The sequence below is a fragment of the Streptomyces sp. NBC_01296 genome, assembly GCF_035984415.1.
In the GTDB taxonomy this organism is placed as follows: Bacteria; Actinomycetota; Actinomycetes; order Streptomycetales; family Streptomycetaceae; genus Streptomyces.
Window position 1 is genome coordinate 701771 of record NZ_CP130720.1, and the last position, 12297, is coordinate 714067.

Below are 12297 nucleotides of genomic sequence, written 5' to 3' on the forward strand. Positions count from 1 at the left end.
GGGCGCTGCGCGTGTTCCCCCGGCCTCGGCCGGTCAGGCCGGCGCCCGGGTGCGGCTGAGGAGGGTGCCCGGCACGGCCACGGGGGCGGGCAGGGCCACCGCGTAGTGGGCGAACAGCGGGGCGCGGCGGCCGCGATCAGCGCGAGGTTCGCCACCGTGAGCGCGGGGCCGACGGTCCCGACGCCCAGGTCCTGCACCCGTACGAAGGCTGAGGCCGCGCCTCATCCGGTCGGTACCGCGTTCGCACCCACCACGAACCGGTGAGGACGAGGTCCGGTCAGCCCTCGTCCACGTTCCACCGCCGCGGCAGGTCCGCGTCGCAGAAGACACAGACGAAGTCGCCCTCACGCACGACGTTCAACTGCCGGCAGGACACACAGCGGCGGAACACGACCTCGTGCGTGAACCCGGCCGGACCCTCGATCCCCGCCCGGTCGAGCGCATCGGCCACGGCCGGCCACGACTCCACGTCCGGGCAGTAGCCGGTCGACTGGTTGCTGACCTCACCGACCACCCACCGCCCCGACTCCTCGCACAGGCTCAACTCGCCCGCACTCAGAACGGCCTCGCCACCCGCACACACCACATGCTCACTACGCCGCGGCGCGAGCCGCAGCACACCGTCCGCGCCGACGACGAAGGTGAACGGCTCCGCCAGATCCGCCGCAGGCAGCCCCGAAACCCACTGCTCGAGCCTTCGCGGCGACCCAACGGCCCAGCCCTCACCTCCGACACGGACCAGGGCCCTCAACTCGGCCGGCCCGACATAGCGATACAACCGCCCCTGCACACCCATGCCGGACACCCTCACACTCAGGCCGCAGCTTGCCGTGAGCGGCGGGTCCGGCCCGCCGTCGGGCTGGTCACGGTGTTCTTGGCGGACCGCCTACGGGCTCGGAGCGCGACCATCGGCCCGAGGTGGTCGATGACGCATCCGGTCACGGGCCTGTGTTTCCTTCGAAGTCGCCCAGGTTGATCAGGCTCACTCGGTGGTCCCAGGCGTCCCACCTCACAGACTTCTGCGCCTCCCAGTAGTAGTTGACGTAGCCCATGAGGTCGCCGTACGCCTCGTCCTCATGCGCCCGATCGGGTCTGCCGAACGCGGCCAGGAGTTCCTCGTACGAGGTCAGATGAGCGAAATGGGACAGGTGCGGACCGTAGATCGCGAAGCCGACGACCGTCCCGGCTCGAACCTCGTAGGTGAGTTCGTCAGCGCAGTACAAGAATCCGTCTGACCGGGCAGCGTGGTCGACGACCTCGTCGAGGGACAGCCGCCGCCCGTCGGCGTCGTGGTACTCGCTGTCCATGTCGGTCCCACCGCGGTACCGGGCGACTACGGAGGACTGGGCCTGGATGATGCTCCGGCGTGGAACGCTGGTGGCTGGTGCTCCCAGGGCCGTGCCGCCCATCTCGACGCTCGCGAGGTCGAGGTGTGGCCGGGACAGCATGTCCAGGTTGTCGAGGATCTCGATCATCGTCAGAGTCTAGGCTCGGCCCGCCGTTCGGGATCTCCCCGGCCACCGCCTGCCGGGCCGTCCCACACCTGCGGTCGGGTTGAGCTCCGTCAGCGGGGCGCCTGGAGGCGTATCGGTGAGGCAGTGCGCGTGCTCGCCGTTGACCAAGAACCGGACAGCCGCCCGGCGTTATGCCTCGTCAACCGGCATGCCCACCCATGACCGGCCTGACGGCGAGCCGGAGTCGGGCTGGGGAGGCTTCGTTGCTCTTTGCCTGGGCTTTACACTCACACTGCATTTACTTAGGTTAGCCTCACCTCATGATTCATGCGGACCTCGCAGCAGCTGCGGGCTACACCACGCCTCCCCTTTGGCGGATTCTCACCAAAACCGGCTACTTCGTCGGTCTGAGTGGCGCCATCGGCTCCACCGTCACGTACGCGGCGTCGGTTCGTCCCAGCCTGCGCGCCCCGCAGAGCGAGGCCGACGACGTCGTGGCCCTGCAGCGGCGGACGTCGGTGTACCTGGCGTGGGCCGGAGTGGTGTTGCTGGTGGCTGGCTACTTCCAGCTCGCCGGACGTGTGGCACGGGCCGGCAAGGGCATGCCCTTCGGTGACGCCCTCGCCCCCGGGCAGATCTCGGACTTCCTGAACGCACCGGCGGCCAAGGGCGCCTGGGTGGCCCAGGGCACGATCTACATCGCCCAGAACCTCCTCCTCGCGCTCGCAGCCGCCGCCCTGATCTCGCTGTTCACCGCAGCCGGCCGCCGTCATCTCGATGCCGTCGCACTGACCGCACTCCCGCTGTCCCTGGCCATCACCCTCGTCGGGGCGATTCCGGCCACCGCGCCCAAGAACTCCGAGAAGTGGCTCGACCTCTTCTTCGGCCAGGCCCACATCATCAGCGGCACCGTGTGGATCGGCGGCCTGGCGGTGCTCCTCGCCCTCACCGGTGCCCGTCGCCGTCTGAGTGAGAACGCCGGCCTGCTGTGGGCGGACATCTGGCGACGGTTCGGCCTCGTGGCCCTGGTGAGCGTCGCGGCGGTGCTGATATCCGGCCTGTGGTTGTCCTGGAAGCACGTGGGCAGCGTGGGACAGCTCTGGACGACGACCTACGGCCTCTTCCTCCTCGTCAAGATCCTGCTGGTGCTCGCGATGGTCGCGGCCGGCGCCCTCAACCAGTTCTGGCTGATGCCGCGCATCGTCCAGGCCCGTCAGGCCGATGCGACGGCCTCCCTCCTGCACCTGACGCTGCGCCACTTCCCGAAGGTCGTCTGCGCCGAGGTCGCTCTCGGCGCCGCCGTCCTGGGCGTCGTCCCCTTCCTCGCCGGCTCCGCCCGCTCCGAGGCCGGCAGCCCGGCGCCCGTCGCGACCGGCAGCATCTTCGCCGTCGGCGCCCTGCTCGTCCTCACCCTCGCCGCATCGCTGTACATCACGGCCAAGGCCTCCGACGCCCTCGCGCAGCGCCAGGTCGCCGCGAGTTCCTGATCCGACGCCGAGACCTCATGGTGAATCGTTTCTGCTAGGCCCGGCATCAGACCACGGTCCGATGCCGGGAACCGGCCCCTGCTCCGACGCGGGGACGGCCCCCTCACCGGGAGGGTGGCGGCATGACGACAACACACGACACCGACACCGGCTCCCCCCGCACCGCCGCCCACCCCGTGGACTGGTCCGGCGAGGCCCCGTTCCCCTGCCGCTGGGTCGGCGGGGTCGCCCTCGTCATCGCACCGCTCCTACTGGCCGCCGGCGTTCTGCTCCGCCTCCCCTTCCACTTCCTCTTTCCCGCCCAGCTCGCCGCCCGCGCCGACCATCCGACCCTGATGGCCGCCTCCTACGGCGCGTTCGCCGCCGGCACCGTCCTGCTCTGACCCGCCGTCGCCGTTCTCGCAGCCCGTACCGGCCGCACCCGGCCCGGACCGGCCCTGTGGGGCGGAGTGTTCGCGGTGCTCGGCCTCTTCGCCCGCACCTTCCACGCCGGATTGGACCACCTGGCCTTCCGGTTCGCCGACCGGGAGGGCGCAGCCGCAGCCACCCGTTTCGTGGACGGGGCATACGGCGCGTTCCACATCTTCAGTGCCCTCAACGTCGCCATCATGGGCGGCTGGCTCCTGCTCGCCGCCGGCGCCTGGCGGGCCCGCGTCCTCGGCCCGCTGCGGGCCGCCGCCCTCGCCGCGACCGCCGCCCTGCCGCTCGGCGTGCTCAAGGGCACCACCCCCCTCTCCGTCGTCGCGGCCGCCGGCCTGTGCCTCGCCCTCGTCCCGCTGGGCGTCAGCATCCTGCGCGACGGCGCGGCCCCGCGCCGCGGCACCGTGCTGCGCTGGACCGCCCTGGTCGTGGCCGTCGCCATCGCCATGACCGTGCTGGGCCAGGCCGGTTGAGGCCGCCCGTGTACGGTCGGATCATGGCTCTCCTGCGGCGCCCGTACGGCAGCCACCACCACCTCCTCGCGCTCGACGTGGCCGCCGCGCTGCTCCTGACGGCTGTTTACGCCGGCTTCGCCTCCACGGGCAGCAGCGACGCCCAGCCCTGGTGACACGGCTGCCGTACGAGGATCTGCCGGCGGGCCTGGGTCTGACGATCCACCGCATCGTCCAGGAGGGCCTGACCAATGCGGTCAGGCACGCGGCGCCCGCCCACTGCCGGGTGGCCGTCGACGCCGACGGGCAGGAGGTCCGGATCGAGGTCACGGACGACGGGCGCCGCTCCCCCGCTTCCGGCCCGTCGGTGAAGTCCACGGCTTGGTCGGGATGCGCGAGCGCGTGATGATGTACGGGGGGAACACTGCGCGGGCCCGCGCCCCGAGGGGAGCTTCGCGGTCGCCGTCCGTCTGCCGCGCGACCGCATCGGGAGGAGCGAGTGAGCGACGCATCGATCCGCGTGCTCGTCGTCGACGACCAGGTCCTGCTGCGGGGCAGCTTCCGCATCCTGGTCGAGAACGAACCCGGCCTGAGCGCCGTCGGCGAGGCCGGCGACGGCGCCGAGGCGGTGGAGACGGCCCTCCTGCTCCGCCCGGACGTCGTCCTGATGGACGTCCGCATGCCCGTCATGGACGGTATCGAGGCGACGCGGCGGATCTGCGGATCCCCGCAGACAATCGAGGAGTTCACCGCCCGCCCGGCTCCCGCCCCCACCCTGACGGGGGTGACGGACCGGGAACGCGAAGCGCTCGAACTGATCGCCCGCGACCGCGCCCGACTGGTCATCGCAGCCTACGAGTCGGGTGTCGTCAGCAGCAGACACCACGTCCGCACCGGCTAGTCAGGACCCGTTCGCGCGCGGACCGTACGCGTCCGGTCCGAAGGCTGGGGCCCGTACGTCCTGTTCAGCCGCCCGCCACGACCTCCCGCGCCAGCGCCACCAGGTCCGGGATCGCCGGATGCCCCGGCGGGCCGCTGCGCCAGGCCAGCAGGAGGGGGACCGGCGGGACGTCCGTCAGCGGACAGTAGGCGATCGCCGGGTGCGTGTGCATGCGCGGCGTCGCCGACGTCGAGATGCCCACCGCGCGGCCCGCGGCGATGGCCGTCAGCCACTCGTCGGTGTTCGCGACCTCGATCGTCGCCGTCGGGCGCGCATCCACCGGCCACAGGTCCAGCGTGGTCGTCCCGGCGACCGTGTTCAGGGCGACCGGCCACGCGGCGAGGTCCGCCGGCGTGAGTGCGGTCTTGTCCGCGAGGTCGCTGCCGGCCGGCACCACGGCCACCCGCTCCTCCGTGAGCAGCTGCACGGTGACCAGCCCCGGCTCCGTCACCGGCCCGCGCAGCAGCGCCACGTCCACCTTGCCCTGGGTGAGCCCTGCGAGGCGGTCGTCGATGCGGCGCAGCTCCAGCGGTGTGTCGGGGTGCAGCTCGTCCCAGCGCCTCAGCAGCGGAATGGTGTGGTCCCCGAGCGCGGCCCACGGGTGCCCGAGCCTCAGCGGCCGGGCCGTCAGGGCGCGGGGGTCGAGGGCGGCGTCGACGGCGGCCAGTGCCGCGGCGGCCCTGTCCCGGAAGGTGCGGCCTTCGGCCGTCAGCTCCAGGTGGTGGGTGGAGCGGTCGACCAGGCGTACGCCCAGGTGGTCCTCGAGTTGACGCAGGGTACGGGAGAGGGCGGGCTGCCCGGTGTGCAGCCGGGCCGCGGCGCGCGTGATCGCGCCCTCCTCGGCGATCGCGAGGAAGGCCCGCAGGTGGCGCAGTTCCATGGTCATGCCTGCCAAGCATAACCACTGCACACATCGGCATTTCACGTCGCGCGGCCGGGTCCCTAGCGTGAGGGGCATGACGAATTCGACGGTCACCTCTCCCGCGCAGGGGTCGACGGCGGGCAGCCTCGTCCGCACACCCCCGGGTGTCGGCAGCCTCGGCGGGATCGGCCTGGTGCTGGCGGGCACGGTCTCGGTGCAGTTCGGCTCCGCCCTCGCCGCCCTGCTCTTCCCACGGGTCGGCGCCCTCGGCGTGGTGTCGCTGCGCGCGACGCTCGCCGCGCTGCTCCTGCTGCTCGTATGCCGCCCCCGGCTGCGCGGTCACTCCCGTACGGACTGGGCCGTGGCCGGCGCCTTCGGGGTCGCCCTCGGCGGCATGAACATCCTCTTCTACCAGGCCATCGACCGGATCCCGCTGGGCCCGGCCGTCACCCTGGAGGTCCTCGGTCCGCTGCTGCTGTCCGTGGTCGCGGCGCGCCGCGTGCTCAGCCTGCTGTGGGCCGGCCTGGCCCTGGCGGGGGTCGTCCTGCTGGGCGGGGGCGGATTCGCCGGACTCGACCTCGCGGGGGCCGGCTTCGCGCTCGGGGCGGGGGCCATGTGGGCGGCGTACATCATCTTCAACGCCCGGGCGGGAGCCCGCTTTCCACGGCTGGACGGCCTGGCCGTCGCCATGGCCGTCGCTGCGCTGATGACCCTGCCGCTCGGCATCGGCTCGGCGGGCGGCGCGCTGCTTCAGCCGGACGTACTGGCGCTGGGGTTCGCGATCGCGGTGCTGTCCTCGGGGCTGCCGTACGCATTGGAGCTGCTGGCCCTGCGGCGGCTGCCGGCGGCGACCTTCGCGGTGCTGATGAGCCTGGCGCCGGCGCTCGCCGCGCTGGCGGGGTTCCTGGTGCTGGGGCAGCGGCTGTCGGGACCGGCCTGCGCGGCCATCGCACTGGTGGTGGCGGCGAGCGCAGGGGCGGTCCGTACCGGGCTTCGCACCGGGGTTCGCACCGGGCGCTCCGCGAGGTGGCGGGCCAGGGCCAGTACGGCGAGCAGGGCCACGAGCACGCACACGCCCCACCACCCGGCCCGGCCGTAGAGGCGCACTCCGAGCCAGGAACCCGCGCTGCCGCCCAGGTAGACACAGGTCATGTAGGCGGTGTTCAGCCTGCCGCGGGCGTCGGGACGCAGCGCGAAGACCCGTGCCTGATTGGCGACCATGCCGGACTGCATCGCAAGGTCGAGCAGGAGCGTGCCGATCGTCAGGGCGGTCAGCCCCGCCACGCCGCCCGAGGCGCCGGCGGCGAGCACCACGGCGGAGAGGAGCACCCCGAGCAGGCAGACGAGGTTCACCAGGTCGGACCCCCTGCGGTCCACCACGCGTCCGGCGAGCGGGGTACAGAGCATGGTGGCCGCGCCGACCAGGGCCAGCATCCCCACCGCCTGGCTCCCCAAGCCGTAGGACGGGCCGGTGAGAAGGAGCGCCAGGCAGGTCCAGACGGCGGAGAACCCGGCGAAGACCGAAGCCTGGTAGATGCAGGAGCGGCGCAGCTCCGGCTCGGTGCGCAGCAGGCGCAGCGGCTCGGTCAGCAGTGTCCGGTACGGCACGCGCGAGGGCGCGGCCGTGCCCGTAGCCGTAGCCGTAGCCGTGGCCGGTACCGTGAACCCCAGGAGGCCCGCCAGGAGCAGGACGACCGTCCCGGCCACCAGGTAGGGGACCCGCCATCCCAGCCATTCGCCGAGCGTTCCGCTGAACGTGCGGGCCAGCAGCATGCCGCCGATGGACCCGCTCAGCAACGTGCCCATCACCGCGCCGCGGCGGTCGGCGGCCACGAGCCCGGCCGCCAGCGGGGCGATGACCTGCGCAGCCACGGTGGTGACCCCGATGAGACCACTGGCGGCGACGAGGAGCGCCAGGGTCGGTGCGCAGCCCGCGGCGAGAAGGCTCAGGCCGGTGAGGGCGAGCAGGGTGACGAGGAACGGGCGGTACGCGAGCCGGTCGGCCAGCCGCACCAGCAGGAAGATCCCCGCCGTGTAGCCGACTTGGGTGGCGGTGACCACCATGGAGGCGGCATCGGGAGTCGTGTGCAGTCCTGCGGCGATCAGCGGAACGATCGCTTGCGGGAAGTAGAGGTTGCCCACGGCGACGGCGCAGGTCACGGACAGGATCAGAACCATCCGGCGGGTCATGTCAGTTCACCGGGCCGTCGTCGGGCGTGGCTGTGCTCCATGCAGGAGTGGTGTGTGTCATGTGCGCAAGTCCACGGCACGCGCGGCCCGCTGCCAATCGATGTAGCGTATTGCTTAATGATCAGCTTCGTGCTCGGCGTCGAGGACCTCGCGGACACCCGGTTCGCGGTCTCGCCCCTGAGCGAAACCGTCTTCACTCTGCGGGTGTTGCGCGACCCGGGCCTGTCCGCGGTGCACCTCCCGTGGCGCAGGTCCGTGCTCGGCCGGCTCGACGCGCTCGACACCGACCTGCTGATGTCCTTGGTGGCGCAGCGGCTCACCCTTCCCGACTTCCTGACCCCGCGGCCTACGGGCTTCTCCCCCGCCTTCGAAGAGGAACTGGCCGTCGTCCGCCGGGCCTCCCCGGAACTGGTGCGCCGCGACCTGTCGGCCGCCCACGCACCGGATCCGCTGCCCGAGGCCCTGCGCGCTGCCTCCGCCGCGGACGACGCGCCGGTCCTCGGCCTCCGCGATGCGATCTGCGAGCTCCTGCAGCGGTACTGGGAGATCGCCGTCAAGCCGATGTGGCCGCAGATGCGGCTGCTGCTGGAGGCCGACATGACCTACCGGGCCCGGCAGTTGGCCATGGGCGGCGCCCGCCTGCTGTTCGCCGGGATGCATCCGAACCTGCGCTGGCAGGACGGTGTGCTGCACATCGACAAGATGATCAGTACGCACCGGGTCGCGGCGTCCGGTCGCGGGCTGCTGCTCGTGCCCTCCGTGTTCGCCCACAAGCCCGCGCCCCCGGTCAGCCCCGAGGAACCACCGCTGCTGATGTACCCCAGCCGCGGGGTGGCGACGCTGTGGGCCCCTGCGCCGGCGGCCGACGCGTCCGCTCTCGTGGCGCTGCTCGGCGCGCCCAGAGCCCGGCTGCTCCGCCTCCTCACGGAGCCGCTGCCCACGGTCGAGATCGCGCGCCGTTTCCGGGTGACCCCGAGCGCCGTGTCCCAGCACCTGGGCGTCCTGCACGCCGCGGGCCTGGTCTCCCGGGCCCGTGACGGCCGGCAGGTGCTGTACCGGCGCAGTCCGCTGGGCGACCAGTTGGCCGGCCCGCATTCCTGATCGCCCCGGCCGGCTCCGCTCCCCGCGGCGGCCTGCTACCAGGGCAGTTCCCGTACCTGCTGTACGCACAGCACCACGAACAGCAGACCGGCGGCCGCCAGCATCCCGTTGCTCAGCAGTCCGTTGCGCCAAGCATCCGGTGTACGTGAGCTGTTGAGCAGCCACAGCAGGGTGAGGGCGAGGAACGGCATGAAGAACGCGCCGATGACCCCGTACACGATGACGAGCCCGAAGGGCTGGTCGAGGAAGAGCAGGCCGATGGGCGGGAAGGTCAGCCAGAGCAGGTAGGCCCGGAACGGCAGGGACCTCTCGCGGCTCGTCCCCTCCGGGACGAGGGACGGGCGGTACTTCGTCACGAAGTCGGCGAACATGAGGCTCACGCCGTGCCACACGCCGATCAGCGAGGTGAAGGACGTCGCGAAGAAGCCGACGAGGAAGAGATTGGCGGTCGGTGTTCCGTAGCGGTCCGCGAGGATGTCGGTGAGGTCGAGCAGCCCCCGGTCGCCCTTCGCGATGGCCACGCCGGAGGAGTGCAGCAGCTCGGCGCCGACGAAGAGCATGGCCACCACGAAGATGCCGGTGGTGACGTAGGCGACCCGGTTGTCGAGGCGCATCACCTTCATCCAGCCCGCGTCGGTCCAGCCCTTGGCGTTGATCCAGTAGCCGTACGCGGCCAGGGTGATGGTGCCGCCGACGCCGCCGATGAGGCCGAGCGTGTAGATCAGCGAACCGTCCGGAAGGACGGGCGCGAGGCCTGCGAAGGCGGCGCCGAGGTGTGGCGTGACCCGGATCGCGAGATACACGGTGACGAGGAACATGACGCCGACCAGCACCGTCATGACCTTCTCGAAGACGGCATACCGGTTGAACCAGACGAACACCAGGCCCACCAGGCCGCACAGGACGGCCCAGGCCTTCAGGTCCATGGTGTCCGGGAAGAGCGCGGCGAGCGGGAGGGCGCTGGAGGACATCGCGGCGGCGCCGTAGACGAAGCCCCAGACGACGACGTACCCGGCGAAGTACACCGTGGTCCAGGATCCGAGGCTGCGCCAGCCGTCGAACAGCGTGCGGCCGGTGGCGAGATGCCAGCGGCCGGCGGCCTCCGCGAGGGAGATCTTGACCAGGCAGCCGATCACCGCCGCCCACAGCAGCGTGTAGCCGAACTTGCTGCCCGCGATGAGTGTGGCCACGAGGTCGCCGGCACCCACGCCGGTCGCGGCGACGACGATGCCGGGGCCTATGTAGCGCCAACTCGCCTTGCGCGGGGCGCTGTTCTCGCTCTCCCCCGTGCCGGTCTGGAGGGTCTCCGCCATGCGTGTGCCGCCTTTCCGTTCGCACCTGCGGTGGACCCGGTCACCAAAGCGGCTCGGCGGCGGGCGCGCAAGAGGCCCTCCCTGGTCACTGCAGGGCGGCGGCCTGGCCCTGGAAGGCACGGCGGTAGGCGTGGGGGCTGGTGCCGGTGATCCGCCGGAAGCGGTCCCGGAACGCCGTCGGCGAGCCGAAGCCGACCTGCGACGCGATCCGCTCCACCGGGTGGCCGGTGGTCTCCAGCAGGTACTGGGCCTGGCGGATCCGGGCGCGGTGCAGCCATTGCAGGGGCGAGGTCCCGGTCTGCTCGCGGAAACGCCGGTTGAGCGTGCGTACGCTCATCCCGGCCTCGGCGGCGATCTCGTCGAGGGTCAGCTCGTGGTGGGCCGTGTCCTCCATCCAGCGCAGCAGGGGCTCCAGCGTCGAACCCTGAGGGGTGGGCGGCTGGGCGTGCACGATGAACTGTGCCTGCCCGCCCTCGCGTTCCAGCGGCATGACCGCCAGCCGGGCGGCGTCCGCCGCCACGGCCGAACCGTGGTCGCGTCGGATCAGGTGCAGGCACAGGTCGAGTCCGGCGGCGGCGCCGGCCGAGGTGAGGAACTGCCCGTTGTCGATGTAGAGCACATCGGCATCGACCTCGATCTGCGGGTACCGGGCCGCGAGAAGGGGGGCGGCCACCCAGTGCGTGGTGGCGCGCAGTCCGTCCAGCAGCCCCGTGGCGGCGAGCACGAAGGCGCCGACGCAGATCGACGCGATCCGGGTGCCGCGGGCGGCGGCCGAGCGCAGGGCGTCGAGGACCTCCGGCGGGACGGGCGCATCCAGGTCGGCGATGCCGGGGAGCACGATGGTGTCCGCCTCGGCGAGGGCCTCCAGCGACCAGGGGGCCCTGAGGGCGAACGCGCCGGCGTCCACCTCGCCGGCGGGCGCGCAGACGCGGACGCGGTAGGCCGGGCGTCCGTCGGGCAGCCGGGTACGCCCGAACACCTCGACGGGGGTGGACAGGTCGAAGGGGATGACCCCGTCCAGCGCGAGTACGGCCACGGTGTGCATGGCCGAACTCTAGGCCTTGGCCGGATTCCGGCCAAGCCCGCTCAGCAGCCGGATGGCTCGTACCGCCTTCCTTATCCCCTTGGCGGGAATCTGTTGGGCCCTGGCCATTCCGCCACTGTTTGATCGGCCCCGGCGCTGCATACCGTCGGTTCCGGCACCCCCCGCCGACCCGCCACCCCGCCACCCCGCCCGATCCGCCTACCGAGCACCCCGGAATCGCACCCGTGACGAAACTCCTCCTCGCCGTCCACGTCCTGGCGGCCATCATCACCATCGGCCCGGTCACCGTGGCCGCCGGCATGTTTCCGCCCGCCGCCCGCCGGGCCGCTGCCGCCCCCGACGACCCGGCCGGCCTCGCCACGGTGCGCACCCTGCACCGGATCTGCCGGGTCTACGCGGGGATCGCCGTCGCCGTCCCGGTGTTCGGGCTCGCGACGGCCGGCAGCCTCCACGTCCTGGGCAGCGCCTGGCTGATCACCTCGATCGTGCTGACCGCGCTGGCCGCTGCCGTCCTCGGCGCCCGCATCCTGCCCCGCCAGGGCGCCGCCCTCTCGGCCCTCGGCGGGCCGGCCCGCGGCGCGGCGCAATCCGATGCCGTACTGCGCACCGCCCGACAGCTCGGCATGTACACGGGCCTGTTCAACCTGCTGTGGGCCACCGTGACCGTTCTGATGATCATCCGCCCCGGGTCCACCACAGGAGTCTGAACGTGCAACCGCCCAGCCGGCTCCTGCGCGTCAGCGCCCGCATCGAGCTGCTCTCCCTCGCCGTCCTGCTGGCCAACCTCGCCACCGTGCACCAGCAGGCCCTCGCCGCGCTCCTCGGCCCGCTCCACGGCTGTGCCTACCTGATCGCCGTCATCTCCACCGCGACCGCGACCGCCACCGCCGGCGAGCGCGGGCCCGCCGGCGACCGTACGGCGACGCTCCTCGCCCTGATCCCGGGCATCGGAGGGATGCTCGCCCTGCGTCGCCTGGCCGCGGCCCCCCGGACAGCGCACGCGCCTCGCGCAGCGCCGCCCGGTGCATGACGA

General features: G+C 72.3%; 15 protein-coding genes and 1 pseudogene. 10 read left to right on the plus strand and 6 right to left on the minus strand.

Annotated elements, in window-relative coordinates:
- Positions 1-277: 277 nt before the first annotated feature.
- A complete protein-coding gene (locus OG299_RS03435; protein ID WP_327360411.1) occupies positions 278-796 on the minus strand; it encodes a hypothetical protein in 519 nt (172 codons plus the stop codon).
- A gap of 142 nt (positions 797-938) precedes the next feature.
- Positions 939-1475 carry a hypothetical protein gene (locus tag OG299_RS03440; RefSeq protein ID WP_327360412.1) on the minus strand — a complete coding sequence of 179 codons (537 nt, stop codon included), beginning with the start codon at positions 1473-1475 and terminating at the stop codon, positions 939-941.
- 299 nt (positions 1476-1774) lie between these two features.
- Between OG299_RS03440 and OG299_RS03445 the strand changes: the two genes are divergently transcribed.
- From OG299_RS03445 to OG299_RS03470, 6 genes are all read left to right on the plus strand, one after another.
- Positions 1775-2941, plus strand: coding sequence for a CopD family protein (locus OG299_RS03445; RefSeq protein WP_327360413.1), 1167 nt, complete (start codon positions 1775-1777; stop codon positions 2939-2941).
- A 122-nt stretch (positions 2942-3063) separates the two neighbouring features.
- Positions 3064-3324: a hypothetical protein gene (locus tag OG299_RS03450; protein ID WP_327360414.1), complete on the plus strand. Its 261-nt coding sequence runs from the start codon at positions 3064-3066 to the stop codon at positions 3322-3324.
- A gap of 75 nt (positions 3325-3399) precedes the next feature.
- The gene (locus OG299_RS03455) at positions 3400-3834 is read left to right on the plus strand and encodes a hypothetical protein (RefSeq protein ID WP_327360415.1); all 435 of its coding nucleotides are present in this window, start codon (positions 3400-3402) and stop codon (positions 3832-3834) included.
- A gap of 23 nt (positions 3835-3857) precedes the next feature.
- A complete protein-coding gene (locus OG299_RS03460; RefSeq protein ID WP_327360416.1) occupies positions 3858-3989 on the plus strand; it encodes a hypothetical protein in 132 nt (43 codons plus the stop codon).
- A complete protein-coding gene (locus OG299_RS03465; RefSeq protein ID WP_327360417.1) occupies positions 3986-4219 on the plus strand; it encodes an ATP-binding protein in 234 nt (77 codons plus the stop codon). The genes OG299_RS03460 and OG299_RS03465 overlap by 4 nt, the downstream gene beginning before the upstream one ends.
- Positions 4220-4312: 93 nt before the next feature.
- Complete coding sequence (locus OG299_RS03470) at positions 4313-4714, plus strand: response regulator (RefSeq protein ID WP_327360418.1); 402 nt, start codon at positions 4313-4315, stop codon at positions 4712-4714.
- A 64-nt stretch (positions 4715-4778) separates the two neighbouring features.
- Here OG299_RS03470 and OG299_RS03475 read toward each other — a convergent pair whose 3' ends face one another.
- A complete protein-coding gene (locus OG299_RS03475) occupies positions 4779-5639 on the minus strand; it encodes a LysR family transcriptional regulator (protein WP_327360419.1) in 861 nt (286 codons plus the stop codon).
- 70 nt (positions 5640-5709) lie between these two features.
- Between OG299_RS03475 and OG299_RS03480 the strand changes: the two genes are divergently transcribed.
- Positions 5710-6714 carry an EamA family transporter gene (locus OG299_RS03480; protein ID WP_327360420.1) on the plus strand — a complete coding sequence of 335 codons (1005 nt, stop codon included), beginning with the start codon at positions 5710-5712 and terminating at the stop codon, positions 6712-6714.
- 260 nt (positions 6715-6974) lie between these two features.
- On the opposite strand, the pseudogene OG299_RS03485 reads toward OG299_RS03480, so the two are convergent.
- Positions 6975-7805: pseudogene (locus OG299_RS03485) on the minus strand (MFS transporter); the annotation flags it as partial.
- Between the two features lie 117 nt (positions 7806-7922).
- Here OG299_RS03485 and OG299_RS03490 point away from each other — a divergent pair.
- Positions 7923-8906 carry an ArsR/SmtB family transcription factor gene (locus OG299_RS03490; protein ID WP_266636950.1) on the plus strand — a complete coding sequence of 328 codons (984 nt, stop codon included), beginning with the start codon at positions 7923-7925 and terminating at the stop codon, positions 8904-8906.
- A gap of 35 nt (positions 8907-8941) precedes the next feature.
- Here OG299_RS03490 and OG299_RS03495 read toward each other — a convergent pair whose 3' ends face one another.
- Together OG299_RS03495 and OG299_RS03500 are read right to left on the minus strand one after the other, a co-directional pair.
- Positions 8942-10219 carry an Nramp family divalent metal transporter gene (locus OG299_RS03495; RefSeq protein ID WP_327360421.1) on the minus strand — a complete coding sequence of 426 codons (1278 nt, stop codon included), beginning with the start codon at positions 10217-10219 and terminating at the stop codon, positions 8942-8944.
- A gap of 85 nt (positions 10220-10304) precedes the next feature.
- Positions 10305-11264: a GlxA family transcriptional regulator gene (locus OG299_RS03500; RefSeq protein ID WP_327360422.1), complete on the minus strand. Its 960-nt coding sequence runs from the start codon at positions 11262-11264 to the stop codon at positions 10305-10307.
- A gap of 224 nt (positions 11265-11488) precedes the next feature.
- On the opposite strand from OG299_RS03500, the gene OG299_RS03505 reads away from it, so the two are divergent.
- Entirely contained in the window at positions 11489-11971 is a 483-nt protein-coding gene (locus tag OG299_RS03505) for a hypothetical protein (RefSeq protein ID WP_266636956.1), read from the plus strand.
- A 2-nt stretch (positions 11972-11973) separates the two neighbouring features.
- Positions 11974-12294, plus strand: coding sequence for a DUF3817 domain-containing protein (locus OG299_RS03510; RefSeq protein ID WP_327360423.1), 321 nt, complete (start codon positions 11974-11976; stop codon positions 12292-12294).
- Positions 12295-12297: the final 3 nt, after the last annotated feature.